This window comes from Streptomyces sp. NBC_01176 (genome assembly GCF_045039825.1).
GTDB lineage: Bacteria > Actinomycetota > Actinomycetes > Streptomycetales > Streptomycetaceae > Streptomyces.
In genome coordinates this window covers 7,560,947-7,579,600 of sequence record NZ_CP108600.1, presented here as the reverse complement: position 1 = coordinate 7,579,600, position 18,654 = coordinate 7,560,947, and the positions used below count along the sequence as shown (strand labels likewise).

The following is an 18,654-nucleotide window of genomic DNA, read 5'->3' as shown; positions in this document are numbered from 1 at the left end:
CGTTCCCCCTCAGCCCTTGGCCACGGCGCGCAGCCGGTCCAGCACGTCGGCCCGCAGCTCGGCGGGTTCCAGGACGACGACGTCGGGCCCGAACTCGACGAGCCACGCGTCCAGACCGTGTCCGTACGGAATCTCCAACTCGTCCCAGCCGTCTCCCCGTTCCCGGACCGAGACGGCCTTGGCCCGCAGCGGGTATCCGGAGCCGGTGCGCAGCCGGATCCGCGCGGAGCGGTCGGCGATCTCGCCCGCCCAGCCCGCGACCGTCTCCCGCACGGTGACGACGTCGGGCACCTCGGCCGTGTAGCGGCCGGCCCGGGCGCGGACCTTGCCGGTGATCCGCGAGAGCCGGAAGACGCGCTCGGCCCCGCGGTCGCGGTCCCAGCCCGCCAGGTACCAGTGGCCGCGCCAGCACTCCAGGGCCCAGGGCTCGACCTGCCGGGTCTCGGGGTGCGCGGCGGTGGCCTTGCGGTAGTCGAAGACGACCGGGCGGCGGTCGCGGCAGGCCAGCATCAGCGGCTCGAAGGCCGCCTCGTGCACCGGGATGTGCGGCTCCAGGGCGCCGTGGGCCTCGTACGGGTCCACGTCCTCGGGCAGGCCCGCGGCACGCAGTTTCTGCAGGGCGCCGCTCGCCGCGCCGGCCAGCCGCGCCTGCTGCCAGACCTTGGCGGCGAGGCCGAGGGCGGCGGCCTCCTCGGCGTCGAGGGTGATGGGCGGCAGACGGTTGCTGTCGCGGCGGGCGAGGTAGCCGACCTCGCCGTCCAGGTTCTCCACGGTCTCGATGACCAGGCCGAGCTCGCGCAGGTCGTCCTTGTCGCGTTCGAACATCCGGTTGAAGGAGTCGTCGGACGAGGCCGCTCCCCTGCCCGGCCTGAACGCCTCCACATAGGCCTCGATGGAATCGCGCAGTTCGCGCTTGCTGAGCGGCCGCCGTGTCCCGAGCAGACACAGCGCCAGGTTCATCAGCCGCTCGGCCTTGGCAATGGCCATCGACGCCCTTCCTATGGTGCTTCCGACCGATGACCGTACCGCTCCGGGGTGTCGTGGCAAAAGCCGAGGGCCCATGCCCGGACAGGCATGGGCCCCAGGTGATCGAATCCGGTCACATCCCGATCACGCGGCGTACGAAGATCGGACCAGGGTGCGACCTTCACGATGATCAGACCGGAGTCGGCGACTTCTCGGCCGTCGCACCGGAAACAGCGCTCCGCGATCGTCCGGTCCCGGAGCGCTCCCCCGGGACCGGTCGCCCGGTCCCGGCCGACGGGGAGCCGTGGCTCCCCGTACCGATGTCAGACCGCGACCAGGTCGCAGACGAAGATCAGCGTCTCGCCGGGGGCGATCCGGCCGCCGGCGCCGCGGTCCCCGTAGGCGAGGTGTGCCGGGATGGTCAGCTGACGGCGGCCGCCGACCTTCATGCCCTGCACGCCCTGGTCCCAGCCGCTGATGACCTGGCCGACACCGAGCTGGAACTCCAGCGGGTTGCCGCGGTTCCAGGAGGCGTCGAACTCCTCGCCGGTGGAGAAGGCCACGCCCACGTAGTGGACCTTGACGAAGTCCCCGGCCTTGGCGACCGGGCCGTCGCCCTCCCAGATTTCCTTGATCTCGAGGTCCGCCGGGGGCTCGCCGCCCGGGAAGTCGATCTCGGGCTTCTCGATGCTCACGTCTCTCGCTCCTGCTTGTTCGCGTTGGTTCGCGTGGTGCCCTTGAGGCACCACCGACAGTCTCACATCCCTGACGGGCTCACATCTTCGCCAGGATGTCGACCGTGAAGACCAGCGTGGAGTCCTTCTTGATGCCGCTGCCGCTCGGCGGGTTGTCGGCGTAACCCAGGGCCGGCGGGATGACGATGAGGACGCGGCTGCCGACCTTCTTGCCCGTCAGACCCTGCCCCCAGCCCTTGACTACCTGCTGGAGCGAGAACGAGGTCAGCTGACCGCGGCTGTACGTGGAGTCGAACTCCTTGCCGCCGTCCCACAGGACGCCCTTGTACTGCACCAGGACGCTGCTGTCCGCCTTGACCTCCTCGCCGTCGCCCTCGATGACGTAGTCCGCCACGAGCTTCGTCGGGGCCTTCACCTTCGGCACGTCGATGGAGGGGGCCTTGCCGTCGGTGTTCGTACCGACCTTCGGGAGGTTCGCGTCGTCCTGCGCGACGTCCTTGCCCTTGGCGGAGCTCTTCGCGTTGAAGGTGTTCTCGATGTCGACGACGAACACCAGCGTGTCGGTGCCCTTGATGCCCGCCTGCGTGTTGCCCTGTTTGCCGTAGCCCCAGGTCGGCGGGACGGCCATCTCGACGCGGCTGCCGACCTTCTTGCCCACGAGGCCGTAGCGCCAGCCGTCGATGATGCTGCCCTGCGCGAGCTGGATGACCAGCGACGTCTTGCGGTCGTAGGAGTTGTCGAAGACCTTCCCCGTGCTCCAGACCTGGCCGAGGTAGTTGGCCTGGACGTAGTCGTTCTCCGCGACCGTCCCGCCGTTGCCCGCGATGACCGTCCTGACCGCCAGGTCCTTCGACGGGTCTCCGCTCCCCTTGGCCACGGTCGGCTTCTCACCGAACTTCGTCCCGGCCGTGATGGCCGGCAGCGGACCGTCGACGATCTTCGGCGGCGGTACCGACGAGGCGGAGGGCGAAGGCGACGGGCTGCTGCTGGACTTGGCCCGGTCCGACTTGTTGTCGTCACCGCATCCGGCGAGAGTGACCAGTCCTGCGGGTACGGCGAGGAGAAGTGAGCGTCGGCGCACGGTGGGGGCCTCGTATCGATCGATCTTGGTTGATGGCGTGCGCGCAACTCTACGACGTGAGAAGGGCGCCGTACGGAAAACGTACGGCGCCCCGCGTTGCGTTCCGCGTCACTCGCGGAACACCCGGCTCACATTCCGGCGATCAGCTTCTCCACCCGGTCGTCGACCGAACGGAACGGGTCCTTGCACAACACGGTGCGCTGTGCCTGGTCGTTGAGCTTGAGGTGGACCCAGTCGACGGTGAAATCGCGGCGCTGTTCCTGGGCACGCCGGATGAAGTCACCGCGCAGCCGCGCCCGTGTGGTCTGCGGCGGAACGGACTTGCCCTCGAAGATCTTCAAGTCATTGCAGATCCTGGCGGCTTGTCCCTTCCTCTCCAGCAGGTAGTACAGACCACGACGACGGTGGATGTCGTGGTAGGCGAGGTCTATCTGAGCGACCCTCGGGTGCGACATCGTCATGTTGTGCTTGGCCCGGTACCGCTCGATGAGCTTGTACTTCATGACCCAGTCGATCTCGGTACCGATCCGGTCGAGGTCCTCCGCCTCGATCGAGTCGAGCGTGCGGCCCCACAGTTCGAGCACCTGCTCGACGGTGCCCGTGCGGATGCCGCGGCGCTCGCAGAAGTCCACGGCCTTCTCGTAGTACTCGCGCTGCACCTCGAGGGCGGAGGCCTCCCGGCCACTGGCCAGCCGCACCTTGCGGCGGCCCGTGATGTCGTGGCTCACCTCGCGGATCGCCCGGATCGGGTTCTCCAGGGTGAGGTCGCGCATCACCGTACCGGCCTCGATCATGCGCAGCACCAGGTCGGTGGCGCCGACCTTCAGGAGCATGGTCGTCTCGGACATGTTCGAGTCGCCCACGATGACGTGCAGCCGGCGGTAGCGCTCGGCGTCGGCGTGCGGTTCGTCGCGGGTGTTGATGATGGGCCGGGAGCGGGTCGTCGCGGAACTGACACCCTCCCAGATGTGCTCGGCACGCTGGCTGACGCAGTACACGGCGCCGCGCGGAGTCTGCAGCACCTTGCCGGCGCCGCACAGCAGCTGCCGCGTGACCAGGAACGGGATGAGGATGTCCGCGAGTCGGGAGAACTCCCCGTGGCGGGCCACCAGGTAGTTCTCGTGGCACCCGTACGAGTTGCCGGCCGAGTCGGTGTTGTTCTTGAACAGGTAGACGTCGCCCGCGATTCCTTCCTCGTGCAGGCGTCGTTCTGCGTCCACCAGGAGTCCTTCGAGAATGCGCTCGCCGGCTTTGTCGTGGGTGACGAGTTCCGTCACGTTGTCACATTCGGGTGTCGCGTATTCCGGATGTGATCCCACGTCGAGATAGAGGCGGGCACCGTTCCGCAGAAAGACATTGCTGCTGCGGCCCCATGACACGACACGGCGGAAGAGGTACCGCGCCACCTCGTCGGGAGACAGGCGCCGCTGTCCCCTGAACGTACACGTGACGCCGTACTCGTTCTCCAGCCCGAAAATGCGGCGGTCCATGACTGAACATTACGCCCGATCCCCCGAGCTGAAACGGGGTTCGACGGCACGGTTTGGATCATTTTCCGATGAGACCGCAACTACCGCACCGTCCCCGGTAGCTGCGAGGACCCGCCCCGTGGCCAGCAGAACCACCAGCGCGGCGGCTCCCGCGGCGCCCGGTACGGCGAAGCCCCAGACGGCCCCGCCCCACTCCACGACCGGGCCCGCGAGGCCCGTACCGACCGACGCACCCACGGTGAACGTGGTCACAAGCCAGGAAAACGCCTCGGTGACGGTGCCCTTCGGGGCATGCCGGTCCACGATGATGAACGCGCAGGCGATGCAGGGCGCCAGGAACACGCCGGCGAGGGCCGTGAGGGCCGTCATGGCGACCGCGCCCGGCATCAGCAGGAGCGGCAGGTAACACACCGCCAGGAAGGCCACCAGCACGCGCAGTCGCCGCTCGGGCGCGCCGGTCCACTGCCGCGCCCCGTACACCGTGCCGCCGACGAGCGCGCCGAGGCCCAGGGCCGCCATCAGCCAGCCGTACACCGCGTCCCCGCCGTGGTCGTCGGCGTACGACACGGCGGCGACCGTGATCGAGCCGAGCGCGGACCCCACGAACAGGAACGCGCCGAGCAGGGCCAGCAGCCCCGGCGAGCGCAGCGCGCCGAGCCAGTGCGCCTCGCGGGGTGCCGAGCGCCACGCGCGCGAGGGCGGCGAGACGACCACCCAGAGGGCGCCCAGCACCCCGATGCCGTTCAGGATCAGCAGCGCGGCCTGCGCGGACCAGAGCGACACGAACAGCGTCACCAGCAGGGGTCCGACGGTGAACATGACCTCCTGGGCCACGGCGTCCATCGCGTACGCGGTGTGCACCTGGTCGTCGCGGCGCAGCACGGAGGGCCACAGGGCACGCAGACCGCCTTCCAGCGGCGGTGTGAAGAGTCCGGCGACCACCATGGCGGCGTAGGCGACGGGCAGCGGGTCGGTGCCCGAGAGGGCGAAGACGGCCATGCCCAGGGCCGAGACCAGCGCGGCGGGCAACTGGACGCGCGGCTGCCCGTGGAGGTCCACGAGCCGCCCGAGCAGCGGCTGCCCCACGGCGTTGGCCACCCCGTAGACGGCGGCGAGCGCCCCGGCCAGACCGTACGTGCCGCCCTCGGCCCGGATGAACAGGACGACCGCGATGGCGGCCGTCGCGTTCGGCAGCCGTCCGGTGAGCGTGCCGGCGAGCAGCCGGGCGGCATGCCTCGCCCTGAGGATCTCCAGGTATCCCGCGGCCATGTTCCCGCCTTCTCCGCCGGGCGCCGAGGCGACCCGAAGCTGCCAGTGTTACGTATAACGTCCCGTGCCATACGTACCATGTGCCCAGTCCGCGAGTCCAGACGAAGGAGCAGGTCGCCGGTGGCACGAGCCAGCACGCGCCCCACGAGCCGGGACGTCGCCCAGGCCGCGGGGGTCTCCCAGGCCGCGGTCTCCCTCGTGCTGGGCGAGAAGTGGCGCGGCCGGGTCTCCGAGGCGACCGCGGACCGTGTCCGGGAGGCCGCCCAGGAGCTCGGCTACCGCCCGAACCTGGCCGCCCGCAACCTCCGCCTCGGCCGCACCCGCACGGTCCTTCTGGTGGTCCCGGCGCTCACGACGGAGTTCTTCGCGGGTGTCTACACCGGAGCGGCGCGAGTGGCCTCCGCCCATGGCTTCGGTGTGGTCCTCTACCCCTCACCGGAGGGCATCGGCCCCGCCCGCGACCCGTTCGGCTCCGCACGGGCGGCTCTGGACGGTGTCATCGCCTCCTCCATGGCCGCGGACGCCCTCACGGCGATCCGGGGCGACCAGCTGCCCCTCGTGATGCTGGACAGCGACCCCGCGGGCAGCCTGGGCGCGGCCACCGTCAACCTCGACATCAGGGACGGTGTACGCCAGGTGGCGGACCACCTGCTGGCCCTCGGGCACCGCCGTTTCCTGCACCTGGGGGCGGACATCGCGTCCTGGACCTTCGAGGTGCGCGCCCGCGAACTGGCCGCCCGGCTGGAGAGCGTCCCTGGTACGCGGCTGCGCACGGCCCGCGCCCCGATCTCCATCGAGCACTCCCGGGCCGCCGCGGAGACGGCCCTGTCCGCGCCCGGACCCCGGCCCACGGCCCTGGTCTGCGACGACGACAACCTCGCGGCCGGCGCCTACAAGGCGGCCCGCCGTCTGGGCCTGCGGGTGCCCGACGACCTCTCGATCACGGGCCTCGACGACCTGGCCCTCGCCCGCGCCATCGACCCAGAGCTGACCACGGTCCGCCTGGATGCCGAGCTGTTCGGCGAACGGGGCATGGAGGCCCTCCTCGCCGTCCTGGACGGCCGCACACCGCCCGAGGGAGACATCCCGGTCGAACTGGTCGTACGGGGCTCCACGGCGCCGCCCTGCTAGGGCGTGCCCATGCCCGTCGTCGGCGGGCGTGCGGCCCGACGCGCGCCGGTGTTGCGCGGCGCCGCGGAACACCCCCGGTGTCCGAGGTCGCCCGGACATGGCCGCGCCCCGCCCACCGGACGACCGGTGCGCGGGGCGCGAGCGGGGTCACTCGTCGTCTTCGGGGTCCTCGGCCTCGGTGGCGGTGGACGCGCCGCCCTCCTCGAGAAGGCGGGCCAGCTGACGCCCGACGATGCGCTTGAACTTGCGCTGCTGCGGGCGCGTACGGTCCAGGATCGCCACCTCCAGGCGCTCGGCGGGGATCTCCCGCTCACCGCCGTTCGGCTCCCGCGACAGCGACTGCACGGCCAGCTTCAGCGCCTCGGCCAGCGACATGCCGTCCTGGTGGCGCTGGTCCAGATAGTTGCTGATCTGCTCGGCGTTGCCGCCGACCGCGACCGACCCGTGCTCGTCCACGATCGATCCGTCGTGCGGCAGCCGGTAGATCTGGTCCCCGTCGGGGGTCTCCCCCACCTCGGCGACCACGAGCTCCACCTCGTACGGCTTCTCGGCCGCACTGGAGAAGATCGTGCCCAGCGTCTGGGCGTACACGTTGGCCAGACCGCGCGCGGTCACGTCGTCACGGTCGTAGGTGTAGCCGCGCAGATCGGCGTAGCGCACACCGCCGATCCGCAGGTTCTCGTACTCGTTGTACTTCCCGGCGGCCGCGAAGCCGATCCGGTCGTAGATCTCGCTGAACTTGTGCAGCGCGCGGGACGGGTTCTCGCCGACGAACACGATGCCGTCGGCGTACTGCAGCACGACGAGGCTGCGACCGCGGGCGATGCCCTTGCGGGCGTACTCCGCACGGTCGGCCATGGCCTGCTGGGGTGAGACATAGAACGGCGTCGACACCGGTTATCCGTCCCTTTCTGTCGAAGTCACAGGGTCACCTGGGTAAAGAGGCCGGGCTCAGAGCAGCGCGGCCCGCGGGCCGTCCGGCTGCTCCAGGCGCCGCTCGAGGATCGCGCGGGCGATCTCTGAGGACTCCTCGTCGGTGAGACGGCGGAATCCCTCTTCGGTGATCACGGTGACGATCGGGTAGATCCGGCGGGCGACATCGGGACCGCCCGTCGCCGAGTCGTCGTCGGCCGCGTCGTACAGCGCCTGGATGACCAGGGTGGTGGCCTGCTGTTCGGTCAGGTCGTTGCTGTAGAGCTTCTTCATGGCACCGCGCGCGAAGATCGAGCCGGAGCCGGTGGCGGCGTATCCGTGCTCCTCGGAGCGGCCGCCGGTGACGTCGTACGAGAAGATGCGACCCTTCTCGCGGTCCACGTCGTAGCCCGCGAAGAGGGGCACCACAGCGAGGCCCTGCATGGCCATGCCGAGGTTGGAACGGATCATGGTGGAGAGGCGGTTGGCCTTGCCCTCCAGGGAGAGCGTGGCGCCCTCGACCTTCTCGAAGTGCTCCAGCTCCAGCTGGAACAGCTTGACCATCTCGACGGCCAGACCTGCCGTACCGGCGATGCCCACCGCCGAGTACTCGTCGGCCGGGAAGACCTTCTCGATGTCGCGCTGGGCGATCATGTTGCCCATGGTGGCCCGCCGGTCGCCGGCGAGGACGACTCCGCCGGGGAAGGTGACGGCCACGATGGTCGTGCCGTGCGGCGCCTCGATCACGCCCTGCACGGGCGGCAGCTGCCGCCTGCCCGGGAGCATCTCCGGCTGGTGCTCGGACAGGAAGTCCATGAAGGACGACGACCCGGGCGTCAGGAAGGCAGCCGGTAGACGCCCGGTGCTACGAGTGTTGGCTTCCACGGGGATCCTTCCAAGTAGGCGGCAGCCCGACGAACAGCGTCGGGATCATCTCCCAACTTGCCGATGGCCGAATTGCAGTTGAAGCACAGTACGCAACGGACCCTACCCGTCTCGTGGCAGTGATCCACGTGAACTGCGGGAGCTTTCAAACAGATCACACAGGGCCCCGTCCGAGAGGCCACCGTCTCGTCCCGTTCGGCCACTGTGATGTCGTAGCGGCGCTTCAAAGTGGCCTGCACGCCCTTCGACGATCCGGCAGGCCTTGTGACGCGTCGACAGGCCGTCAGAGGCTGTTCCGCGCTTGAGGGCCCTCGCGCATCGCCCGGTCGCTCGCGAAGGCCGCTCGCGGCTTGTGCTGCTTACACCGCGAGCAACGCTTCACGTGCACCTCGTCGAGCAACCCTCACACTCCGGCTTGCAACCTTCGCATCAGAGGGGAAATCACTCCCCGCCCTTCTGAACGAAGGAGCGCACGAAGTCCTCGGCGTTCTCCTCCAGGACGTCGTCGATCTCGTCCAGAACCGAGTCGACATCGTCGCTCAGCTTCTCCTGGCGCTCCTTGAGGTCGTCCGTCGCCTGCGCGTCCTGCGCCTGCTCCTCGACCTCCTCGGTGGAACGCGTGGCCTTCTGCTGCCCGCCGCCGGTGTCCTTGGTCGCCATAACCCTCACCCCGCTCGGTTCGACGTTCTTGATCAGACCCTACAAGCAGGGTCCGACATCGGCCCCGCAGTTGCTACAACGTCCGGGGACCATCTCGATGATTCCCGGACGTCGCCTTTTCCACCCCGATGCGCCGACGGGGCCCCAGGACCCCGTACGGCCGGCTCAGCCGCCCGCGAGGACCTTGACCAGGTCTTCCGCCGTGCGACAGCGATCGAGGAGCTCCTTGACGTGATTACGCGTTCCGCGAAGCGGCTCCAGGGTTGGAACGCGCTGGAGCGAGTCCCTGCCGGGCAGATCGAAGATCACCGAGTCCCAGGAGGCCGCCGCCACGTCGTCCGCGTACTGTTCGAGACACCGGCCGCGGAAGTACGCGCGGGTGTCCTCCGGCGGCTTCGTCCGGGCACGTTCGACGTCCGACTCGTTCAGCAGCCGCTTCATCTTGCCGCGGGCGGCCAGTCGGTTGTAGAGCCCCTTCTCGGCGCGTACGTCGGCGTACTGGAGGTCGACCAGGTGCAGCCGGGCGGCGTCCCAGTCGAGGCCGTCACGACGCCGGTAGCCCTCCATGAGCTCCCGCTTGGCGACCCAGTCGAGCTCGCCGGACAGGCTCATCGGGTCGTTCTCCAGGCGGTTCAGCGTGTCCTCCCAGCGGACCAGGACATCCTTCGTCTGGTCGTCGGCGTCCGCCCCGAACCGCTCCTCCACGTACTTGCGCGACAGCTCGAAGTACTCCATCTGGAGCTGTACCGCGGTCAGCGTGCGTCCGCTGCGCAGCGTGACGAGCCGCTTCAGGGTGGGGTCGTGCGAGACCTGGTGCAGTGTGCGCACCGGCTGGTCGACCGCCAGGTCGACGGCGATGAAACCGTCCTCGATCATGGACAGGACCAGGGCGGTCGTGCCCAGCTTCAGGTAGGTCGAGATCTCCGACAGGTTCGCGTCGCCGATGATCACGTGCAGCCTGCGGTACTTCTCGGCGTCCGCGTGCGGCTCGTCGCGGGTGTTGATGATGGGGCGCTTCAGCGTGGTCTCCAGGCCCACCTCGACCTCGAAGTAGTCGGCCCGCTGACTGAGCTGGAAGCCGTGCTCGTGTCCGTCCTGGCCGATACCGACGCGGCCCGCTCCGGTGACGACCTGCCGGGACACGAAGAACGGCGTGAGGTGGCGCACGATGTCCGAGAAGGGGGTCTCCCGCTTCATCAGGTAGTTCTCGTGCGTACCGTACGAGGCGCCCTTGTTGTCGGTGTTGTTCTTGTAGAGGTGGATCGGCTGGGCGCCGGGGAGCTGGGCCGCCCGTTCCGCGGCCTCCGCCATGATGCGCTCGCCGGCCTTGTCCCACAGGACCGCGTCCCACGGGTTGGTGACCTCGGGAGAGCTGTACTCCGGGTGCGCGTGGTCCACGTACAGCCGTGCGCCATTGGTGAGGATGACATTGGCCAGGCCGATGTCCTCGTCGGTGAGCTGGCTGGCGTCGGCGGCCTCGCGGGCGAGGTCGAAGCCTCGCGCGTCCCGCAGCGGGTTCTCCTCCTCGAAGTCCCAGCGGGCGCGGCGCGCCCGGTGCATCGCCGCCGCGTACGCGTTGACGATCTGGGATGAGGTGAGCATGGCATTGGCGTTGGGGTGGCCGGCGACGGAGATCCCGTACTCCGTCTCGATGCCCATTACTCGCCGTACGGTCATGCGGCCCTCCTTGCCCGGCGGCGCCCTCGGTCGGGGGCGCTGCTCAAGTACCGCTGGTGCTCCGGTGCGTGTGCGGTGCCCGTCCCCGCAACGCGCGACTCGGCGGTACGAAAGAGCCTAGAACGGCTCTGCGCTGGTGGGGAGATCATTTGCGTCATTGCTGTGCTCCAGCCGTGCCCCGAAAAGCAGTCGGCTGCGGATACCCGTGGAGGGCACCCGCAGCCGCCCTGGCTTTTACAGGTACTGACCGGTGTTGGCCACCGTGTCGATGGAGCGGCCGGTGTCCGCGCCCTGCTTTCCGGTGACGAGCGTACGGATGTAGACGATCCGTTCGCCCTTCTTTCCGGAGATCCGGGCCCAGTCGTCCGGGTTGGTGGTGTTCGGCAGGTCCTCGTTCTCCTTGAACTCGTCCACGCACGCCTGGAGGAGGTGGGAGACCCGGAGACCCTTCTGGTTCTGCTCGAGGAAGGCCTTGATGGCCGCCTTCTTGGCGCGGCCCACGATGTTCTCGATCATGGCACCGGAATTGAAGTCCTTGAAATACAGGACTTCCTTGTCGCCGTTGGCGTACGTGACCTCGAGGAAGCGGTTTTCCTCGGATTCGGCGTACATCTGCTCCACGGCGGTCTGGATCATGCCGTGGACCGTGGCCGCCCGGTCCCCGCCGTGCTCTCCGAGGTCGTCGGAGTGCAGCGGGAGGCGCTGGGTGAGGTACTTCGCGAAGATGTCCTTGGCGGCCTCGGCGTCCGGGCGCTCGATCTTGATCTTCACATCGAGTCGTCCGGGGCGCAGGATCGCGGGGTCGATCATGTCCTCACGGTTCGAGGCACCGATCACGACCACGTTCTCCAGGCCCTCCACGCCGTCGATCTCGGCGAGCAGCTGGGGGACGATGGTGTTCTCCACGTCCGAGCTGACGCCCGATCCACGGGTGCGGAAGAGGGACTCCATCTCGTCGAAGAAGACGATGACGGGAGTGCCCTCGCTGGCCTTCTCACGAGCACGCTGGAAGACGAGGCGGATCTGCCGCTCGGTCTCGCCGACGTACTTGTTCAGGAGCTCGGGGCCCTTGATGTTGAGGAAGAAGCTCTTGCCGGTGGCTTGGCCGGTGACCTCGGCGACCTTCTTGGCCAGCGAGTTGGCGACCGCCTTGGCGATGAGCGTCTTGCCGCATCCGGGGGGCCCGTAGAGCAGCACACCCTTGGGCGGCCGCAGTTCGTGCTCCTTGAAGAGGTCGGGGTAGAGGTACGGGAGCTCGACCGCGTCGCGGATCAGTTCGATCTGGTTTCCCAGGCCGCCGATCTGCTCGTAGCCGATGTCCGGGACCTCTTCGAGGACGAGCTCCTCGACCTCGCTCTTGGGAACGACTTCGTAGACATAGCCGGAGCGGGGTTCGAGAAGCAGGGCGTCGCCGGGACGGATGGTGACGTCCAGCAGCGGCTCGGCGAGCCGTACCACCCGTTCCTCGTCGGTGTGCCCCACCACGAGGGCGCGCTCGCCGTCCTCCAGGATCTCCTTGAGGGTGACGATGTCGCCGACGCTCTCGTACTCCATGGCCTCGACCACGTTGAGGGCTTCGTTGAGCATCACTTCCTGGCCGCGCCTGAGCTCCTCGAGCTCCACGCTGGGGCTGACGTTCACCCGGAGCTTGCGGCCCCCGGTGAAGATGTCCGCCGTGCCGTCCTCGTTCGCCACGAGGAAGACACCGAAGCCCGCCGGCGGCTGCGCGAGCCGGTCGACCTCTTCCTTGAGGGCCACGATCTGGTCGCGGGCCTCACGGAGCGTGTTGGCGAGCCGCTCGTTCTGCGCGGACACGCCGGCCAGGTTGGTCTGCAGCTCGACGATCCGCTCTTCGAGAATCCTCGTGTGCCGCGGAGAGTCGGCGAGCTTGCGTCGCAGGACGGCGATCTCCTGCTCAAGGTAGGCAACCTGCCCGGCAGGGTCATCGGACCCTCGTCCCGGGCGGATGCCGCGGTTCATGTCGTCGTCGTGGGCTGCCACGGTCCTCACCTCCTCCAAGGGGAGCTGGACGCTTCCAGACCCTACCTGGGTGGGTGTCGATTGAAACCCCTAGATCACAAAGACTGTCGAGGTGTGTCCGATCTTCACCCTTGCGCTCTCCCTCACGCCAGGGGAATACCCACCCAACATGATTGGGAAGCCGACGGAGGTAGGCTCAAAGTGTTCAACACCCGTCAGAGCTGGCCCGATTCCCCAGTCTTCGGATCGCTCGACGCAGGAAACGGCAGGAGAAATGACCGTGCAGCAGGAGGCCGGAGCAGGCGAGCAGGCGCTCGAGGTCTGGATCGACCAGGATCTCTGTACCGGAGACGGGATCTGCGTCCAGTACGCGCCGGAGGTCTTCGAGCTGGACATCGACGGTCTGGCCTACGTGAAGAGCGCCGACGACGAGCTGTTGCAGGCCCCGGGGGCCACAACGCCCGTACCGCTGACGCTTCTGCGTGACGTGGCCGACTCGGCCAAGGAGTGTCCGGGCGACTGCATCCACGTACGTCGAGTTTCGGACAGGGTCGAGGTCTACGGACCCGACGTGGAGTGACCCGGAAGCCACTCCACGTGACAGATTGTCTCTTTTCTCACATTCTTCTCATACGCTCCGGGCATCCGAAGGCGTCGAGCGGATGAACGCTCCGTTCTTCCACTGCCACTTGGCCCGGTCCTTCACGTCCGGGCAGCAACTGGGCACGTCGGCCGACGAGTAGCCGAGCAGGGTCGCGGTGACGGCGCCGTCACGTACCGCGAAGCCCGTGACGCTCAGCCGGTCCTTCGGGTCGACCAGGGTGGCCACGATCCGGGGTTTCTTCGCCGCCCCGCCCTGGGTGAGGACGTAGACACCGTTGGGCGGGGTGCCCGAGCCCGCGTCGCAGCGGACCACGGCGACCGTCTCCGGGCTGCCGTCGCCGTCGAGGTCCCCGGACGCTTTCTTCTGTACGACGACCTCGGCGGGCCCGCACTCGACCGGGAACGTGACGGCCGCGGGGTCCGGGGGCGCGATCGCGGCCGGGGCCGCCTTCGCCCCGGGGCCGGGCTGGGCCGCCGTGGCGGATCCGGGCTGGACGACCGAGGAGAGGGCGACGACTCCGGCCAGGGCGGTGGCCGTCGCCAGCCAGTGGATGGGACGGGTGTGCGTGTGTGCCAGTTCCGGGACGACGGATTGCTGCACTGGGAGCGTCTCCTGGGAGGGCTGTGCCGGTGGGGGTGGAGTGGCCAGCATGGTGCCACACGTCACAGTCGGGTGGAACGGCGGGGTCCGGACTTCTGGCGTCGCGTCAACACGAACGCGCCCTGCCCCAGTTGCGGAAAGGCCTGTGGCCGGGTCCCCGGGTGTCTCCGGGAACTCGGCCACAGGGGTGGAGCGTTGGGTACGTGCGCGGCGGGGACGCCGGTCGGATCAGCGGGCGGTGCCGCCGTCGGCGTTGGGACCGGCGTAGTCCTCGCCGTAGGCGCCCTTGGCGGGGCGGCGTCGGCGCATGGGCGGCTCGACGCCGTCCGCGAGGCGGCGCGCGGTGAGCAGGAAGCCGGTGTGACCGATCATCCGGTGGTCCGGACGGACGGCGAGGCCCTCGATGTGCCAGTTGCGGATCATCGATTCCCAGGCGGTCGGCTCGTTGAAGGAGCCGATCTCGCGGATGGACTCGACGGTCCGCGCGAGCTGGGTGGTCGTCGCCACGTAGCAGCACAGGATGCCGCCGGGGACGAGCGCCTTGGAGACGGCCTCCAGGCACTCCCAGGGGGCGAGCATGTCGAGGATGACGCGGTCGACCTCGGTGTCGCTCAGGTTGTCCTGGAGGTCGCCCACGGTGAGCTGCCAGGCGGGGTGCGGGCCGCCGAAGTAGCGCTCCACGTTCTGCTGGGCGATCTCCGCGAAGTCCTCGCGGCGCTCGTAGGAGTGCAGCATGCCCTGGTCGCCGATGGCGCGCAGCAGGAAGCTGCTGAGCGAGCCGGAGCCGACGCCCGCCTCCACGACGCGTGCGCCGGGGAAGATGTCCGCGAAGGCCAGGATCTGCCCCGCGTCCTTGGGGTAGACCACGGCGGCACCGCGGGGCATGGACAGGACGTAGTCGGGGAGCAGGGGGCGCAGCGCGAGATAGGCGACGTTTCCCGTGGTGCGGACAACGCTGCCCTCGGGAGCACCGATCAGCTCGTCGTGCGGGAAGGAACCCTTGTGGGTGTGGAAGTTCTTCCCGGCCTCGAGCGTGAACGTGTAGTGGCGGCCCTTGGGGTCGGTCAGCTGAACCTGGTCCCCGACCTTGAAGGGCCCGCGCCTGCGGGCGGCACCGGTCGGTTCGGACATGTGAACAGCCTACCGGTCCCCGCGAGGGGCGCCGACCACGGCGGTTGCGGGCGGCCACCGTGGGTGGCGCGTGGCCGGCGGCGCCCGGGGGGGCTCAGGAGGGCCTGGCCATCGCCTTGACGAAGGCGCGCTCGACGTCCGCCGCCGAGAGGACTCCGTAGATCTCGCCCGAGTCCTCCACCACCAGGTACTCGGTCGCGGGGGTCGCGCGCAGGACGTCGAGGAGGGGCTCGCCCGCGAGCTCGGCGGAGACGCGCATGCCGTCGGTGATGTCCTGGGCGAGGCCGCTGACCGCGACCCAGGGGCGGCGGTGCTCCGGTACGCCGACGATGGCGGCCTCGCGCACCAGGGAGACGGGTTCGCCGTCGGCGTCGACGACGACCAGGGCGCGGGCGCCCGCGTCGTTGGCGCGGCGCAGCGCCTCGGAGAGGGGGGTGCTGGTCTCGACCGGGACCGCTCGCCGGGTGAGCGAGCGGGCTCGCAGTTCGGGCAGGTGTTCGCGCAGGCGGGCCATGCGGAGGCTGTTTCCGGCGCCGGTCCAGATGATGGCGGCGAGGATCGCGGCCAGCAGGGCGTCGGTGACCGTGTCCATGCCGCCGATGTTGTCCTGGGTCTCGCCGAGCGCCCCGGACTGGGTGAGCAGGGGCAGCCCGATCAGGACGGAGACGGCGAGCGCGCGGCCGACCCAGGCCGCCGCGATCGTGCCGCTCATCGGCCTGCCGGTGATCTTCCAGACGACGGCGCGGAGCATCCGGCCGCCGTCCAGGGGCAGGCCGGGGAGGAGGTTGAAGGCGGCCACGATCAGGTTGGAGATCATCAGGCCGGCCAGCAGGACACCGGGGACGGTGCCGGGCTCGACGGCGAGCATGGCGAGGTAGAAGAGGCCGGAGAGGACCAGCGAGAGCAGCGGTCCGACGAAGGCCAGCACGAACTCGCGGCCCGGGGTCTCGGCCTCCTTCTCGATCTCGGACACCCCGCCGAAGAACTGCAGCTGGATCCGGCGGACCGGCAGCTTGAAGCGCAGGGCGGCGACCGTGTGGGCCAGCTCGTGGACCAGGACGGAGGCGTAGAAGGCGACCGCGAAGAAGAGCGAGACGAGGTAGCGCAGGGCGCCGAGTTCGGGCAGCACACGGTCCAGCTGGCCACCGAAGACCCAGGTGATCAGCGCGGCCACGAGGAACCAGCTGGGCGCCACGTACACCGGTACGCCGAACGGACGCCCCATCAGCAGCCCGCCACCGGGTTCCCGGCCGCGGCGCGGGGGCTTCGGCCTGCCACCGCCACCGCCGTCCGTACCGGTTCCGGTTCCGGACTGGGCGAGGGTGCGGTGGTGTGCGGTGTCCGGGCCGGTGGGCCGGTCGGGTCCGTGGGGCGCCGGGGACACGGCTCCGGGGCCTGCCTCGCCCGAGGCGCCGTCGCGCGTTCCGGGGCCGGGTGCGGGGCCGGTGGGGGGTGTGGTCCCGTCAGGCCTGTCACCGTCCGTGCCGGGCCCGTTGTCGGAGGTGCCGTGCGGCTCGGGTCCGCTCGTGGGTTCCGGGTGTGCGCGGGTCGCGTCGGAGGCGGGGGCGTTCGGGTCGGCGGGCTGCCCCGTGGGGCGCTCGTGCCGGTCCGCTCCGGGTCGCGTGGCGTCCGCGGCCGGGCCGGCGGGGGCCTGGGACCCCTCGTGGCGCTCGGTCGCTTCGTCGGTGCCGGATCGCGGCTGCCCGCTTCCGCCGCTCTCGTCCACGATGTCCCCTCGTTCGAAGCGTCTCCCGCTCCCGATCGTGCGAAGCAGGGTCTGTGGTCGATGGTATGCGTCGGTCGCGACACGTTCCGCCCCGGCACCCCCTCAGTTTTCCGTGCCGTCGCACCAGCCCCACGCGTGCACTCACTGTCAGTGGCGGGCCGTAAGGTCTTGGGACATGGAGACCAGCACCGAGGGCGCCGTCCCGCCCGAGCCGACCGCGGCTGTCACGGCCGTGCCGCCGGCGTCCCTGTCGCCCTCGCGCGCCAGCGACTTCATGCAGTGCCCGCTGCTCTACCGGTTCCGGGTGATCGACAAGCTCCCCGAGAAGCCGAGTGAGGCGGCCACCCGCGGCACGCTGGTGCACGCGGTGCTGGAGCGGCTCTTCGACTCCCCTGCGACGGAGCGGACGGCCCCGCGTGCCAAGTCCCTCATCCCCGGCCAGTGGGACCGGCTGCGCGAGACACGGCCCGAGGTCGTGGAGCTGTTCGCCGACGACCCCGAGGGCGAGCGGCTGGCGCGGTGGCTCGGCGAGGCGGAGCAGTTGGTGGAGCGCTGGTTCAGCCTGGAGGACCCGACCCGGCTCGAACCCGCCGAGCGCGAGCTGTTCATCGAGGCCCGGCTCGACTCCGGGCTGAAGCTGCGCGGCATCATCGACCGCGTCGACGTGGCGCCGACGGGCGAGGTCAGGATCGTCGACTACAAGACGGGCAAGGCGCCCCGGCCCGAGTACGCCGAGGGCGCGCTGTTCCAGATGAAGTTCTACGCCCTGGTGGTGTGGCGGTTGAAGCAGGTGGTCCCGCGCCGCCTCCAGCTCGTCTATCTCGGCAGTGGCGACGTGCTGACGTACGACCCGGCGATCGAGGACCTGGAGCGGGTCGAGCGCAAGCTGCTCGCGCTGTGGGAGGCGATCCGGCAGGCCACCGAGACGGGCGACTGGCGGCCGCGTCCCACCAAACTCTGCGGCTGGTGCGACCACCAGGCGGTGTGTCCGGAATTCGGCGGTACTCCCCCGCCGTATCCACTCCCCGTCAGGGCGCCCGAGTCGGGCGGTACCGAGCAGGGCAGAATGGGGCCGGACTAGCGAAGGAGACTTACGTGGCCATCCGCGTCCTACTGGTCGACGACCAGCCGCTGCTGCGCACCGGCTTCCGGATGATTCTGGAGGCCGAGCAGGATCTGGCGGTCGTCGGCGAGGCCGGTGACGGTCTCCAGGCACTGGATCAGGTGCGTGCCCTGCAGCCCGATGTGGTTCTGATGGACATCCGCATGCCGCGGATGGACGGGGTGGAGGCGACCCGGCAGATCACCGGCCCGGGACGCGACGGCCCGGCCAAGGTGCTCGTCCTGACCACCTTCGACCTCGACGAGTACGTGGTGGAGGCGCTGCGCGCCGGCGCCAGCGGTTTCCTTCTGAAGGACGCTCCGGCCAATGAGCTGGTGCAGGCGATCCGGGTGGTGGCCGCGGGCGAGGCGATGCTCGCCCCGAGCATCACGCGCCGGCTCCTGGACAAGTACGCGGGTCATCTGCCGTCCGGCGACGAGCCCGTGCCCGACACCCTGCACACCCTCACCGAGCGCGAGGTGGAGGTGCTGAAGCTGGTGGCGCGCGGCCTGTCGAACGCGGAGATCGCCGCCGACCTGTTCGTCAGCGAGACCACCGTCAAGACGCATGTGGGCCACGTTCTCACCAAGCTGGGTCTGCGCGACCGGGTGCAGGCCGCGGTGTACGCGTACGAGAGCGGGTTGGTGCGCCCCGGCGCGCAGTGATCCCCCGGCGGTGCGACCGTGGGCGCCTTCCTCCTGTCCGTCCTGGAGGAAGGCGCCCACGGTCGTGTACGGGCGGGGTG

At 69.7% G+C, this 18,654-nt stretch carries 18 protein-coding genes; 4 read left to right on the top strand and 14 right to left on the bottom strand.

The features are described from left to right. Positions 1-9: 9 nt before the first annotated feature. The 5 genes from OG199_RS32855 to OG199_RS32835 form a co-directional block, all read right to left on the bottom strand. Positions 10-987, bottom strand: a complete 978-nt coding sequence (locus OG199_RS32855; RefSeq protein ID WP_356800477.1) for a WYL domain-containing protein — start codon at positions 985-987, stop codon at positions 10-12. 302 nt (positions 988-1,289) lie between these two features. Then, positions 1,290-1,661, bottom strand: a complete 372-nt coding sequence (locus OG199_RS32850; RefSeq protein ID WP_266697889.1) for an FKBP-type peptidyl-prolyl cis-trans isomerase — start codon at positions 1,659-1,661, stop codon at positions 1,290-1,292. Between the two features lie 79 nt (positions 1,662-1,740). Further along, on the bottom strand, positions 1,741-2,742 hold the full coding sequence (locus OG199_RS32845; RefSeq protein WP_356800476.1) for an FKBP-type peptidyl-prolyl cis-trans isomerase: 1,002 nt from the start codon (positions 2,740-2,742) through the stop codon (positions 1,741-1,743). A 128-nt stretch (positions 2,743-2,870) separates the two neighbouring features. Next, the gene (gene pafA, locus OG199_RS32840; protein WP_127181046.1) at positions 2,871-4,232 is read right to left on the bottom strand and encodes a Pup--protein ligase; all 1,362 of its coding nucleotides are present in this window, start codon (positions 4,230-4,232) and stop codon (positions 2,871-2,873) included. 9 nt (positions 4,233-4,241) lie between these two features. Continuing rightward, positions 4,242-5,501 (bottom strand): MFS transporter, encoded by a 1,260-nt coding sequence (locus tag OG199_RS32835; RefSeq protein WP_356800475.1) that lies wholly within the window; start codon positions 5,499-5,501, stop codon positions 4,242-4,244. Between the two features lie 120 nt (positions 5,502-5,621). Between OG199_RS32835 and OG199_RS32830 the strand changes: the two genes are divergently transcribed. Then, positions 5,622-6,632, top strand: a complete 1,011-nt coding sequence (locus OG199_RS32830; protein ID WP_405832515.1) for a LacI family DNA-binding transcriptional regulator — start codon at positions 5,622-5,624, stop codon at positions 6,630-6,632. 147 nt (positions 6,633-6,779) lie between these two features. On the opposite strand, the gene prcA is transcribed toward OG199_RS32830, so the two are convergent. The 6 genes from prcA to arc all read right to left on the bottom strand — a co-directional run bounded on the left by prcA (position 6,780) and on the right by arc (position 12,767). Next, positions 6,780-7,526 (bottom strand): proteasome subunit alpha, encoded by a 747-nt coding sequence (prcA, locus tag OG199_RS32825; protein WP_266697895.1) that lies wholly within the window; start codon positions 7,524-7,526, stop codon positions 6,780-6,782. 57 nt (positions 7,527-7,583) lie between these two features. Further along, positions 7,584-8,429, bottom strand: coding sequence for a proteasome subunit beta (gene prcB / locus OG199_RS32820; RefSeq protein ID WP_266697896.1), 846 nt, complete (start codon positions 8,427-8,429; stop codon positions 7,584-7,586). Beyond that, positions 8,381-8,611, bottom strand: coding sequence for an endonuclease VII domain-containing protein (locus OG199_RS32815; protein WP_405834745.1), 231 nt, complete (start codon positions 8,609-8,611; stop codon positions 8,381-8,383). Before OG199_RS32815 ends, prcB begins: the two co-directional genes overlap by 49 nt. 259 nt (positions 8,612-8,870) lie before the next feature. Beyond that, complete coding sequence (locus OG199_RS32810) at positions 8,871-9,089, bottom strand: ubiquitin-like protein Pup (RefSeq protein ID WP_127181041.1); 219 nt, start codon at positions 9,087-9,089, stop codon at positions 8,871-8,873. Between the two features lie 165 nt (positions 9,090-9,254). Next, positions 9,255-10,766: a depupylase/deamidase Dop gene (dop, locus tag OG199_RS32805; protein ID WP_405832513.1), complete on the bottom strand. Its 1,512-nt coding sequence runs from the start codon at positions 10,764-10,766 to the stop codon at positions 9,255-9,257. A gap of 234 nt (positions 10,767-11,000) precedes the next feature. After that, the gene (arc, locus tag OG199_RS32800; RefSeq protein ID WP_099923559.1) at positions 11,001-12,767 is read right to left on the bottom strand and encodes a proteasome ATPase; all 1,767 of its coding nucleotides are present in this window, start codon (positions 12,765-12,767) and stop codon (positions 11,001-11,003) included. A gap of 253 nt (positions 12,768-13,020) precedes the next feature. Between arc and OG199_RS32795 the strand changes: the two genes are divergently transcribed. Then, positions 13,021-13,326, top strand: a complete 306-nt coding sequence (locus tag OG199_RS32795; protein ID WP_356806108.1) for a ferredoxin — start codon at positions 13,021-13,023, stop codon at positions 13,324-13,326. Positions 13,327-13,374: 48 nt separating this feature from the next. On the opposite strand, the gene OG199_RS32790 is transcribed toward OG199_RS32795, so the two are convergent. From OG199_RS32790 to OG199_RS32780, 3 genes are all read right to left on the bottom strand, one after another. Continuing rightward, complete coding sequence (locus OG199_RS32790) at positions 13,375-13,950, bottom strand: hypothetical protein (RefSeq protein ID WP_356806109.1); 576 nt, start codon at positions 13,948-13,950, stop codon at positions 13,375-13,377. A gap of 228 nt (positions 13,951-14,178) precedes the next feature. Further along, positions 14,179-15,081: a tRNA (adenine-N1)-methyltransferase gene (locus OG199_RS32785; RefSeq protein WP_148007688.1), complete on the bottom strand. Its 903-nt coding sequence runs from the start codon at positions 15,079-15,081 to the stop codon at positions 14,179-14,181. Positions 15,082-15,175: 94 nt separating this feature from the next. Continuing rightward, positions 15,176-16,807, bottom strand: a complete 1,632-nt coding sequence (locus tag OG199_RS32780; protein WP_405832510.1) for a site-2 protease family protein — start codon at positions 16,805-16,807, stop codon at positions 15,176-15,178. Positions 16,808-16,982: 175 nt separating this feature from the next. Here OG199_RS32780 and OG199_RS32775 point away from each other — a divergent pair, with 175 nt between their 5' ends. Both OG199_RS32775 and OG199_RS32770 read left to right on the top strand, forming a co-directional pair. Continuing rightward, on the top strand, positions 16,983-17,888 hold the full coding sequence (locus OG199_RS32775; RefSeq protein WP_266697905.1) for a PD-(D/E)XK nuclease family protein: 906 nt from the start codon (positions 16,983-16,985) through the stop codon (positions 17,886-17,888). A gap of 14 nt (positions 17,889-17,902) precedes the next feature. Then, positions 17,903-18,574 carry a response regulator transcription factor gene (locus OG199_RS32770; RefSeq protein ID WP_010988071.1) on the top strand — a complete coding sequence of 224 codons (672 nt, stop codon included), beginning with the start codon at positions 17,903-17,905 and terminating at the stop codon, positions 18,572-18,574. Positions 18,575-18,654: the final 80 nt, after the last annotated feature.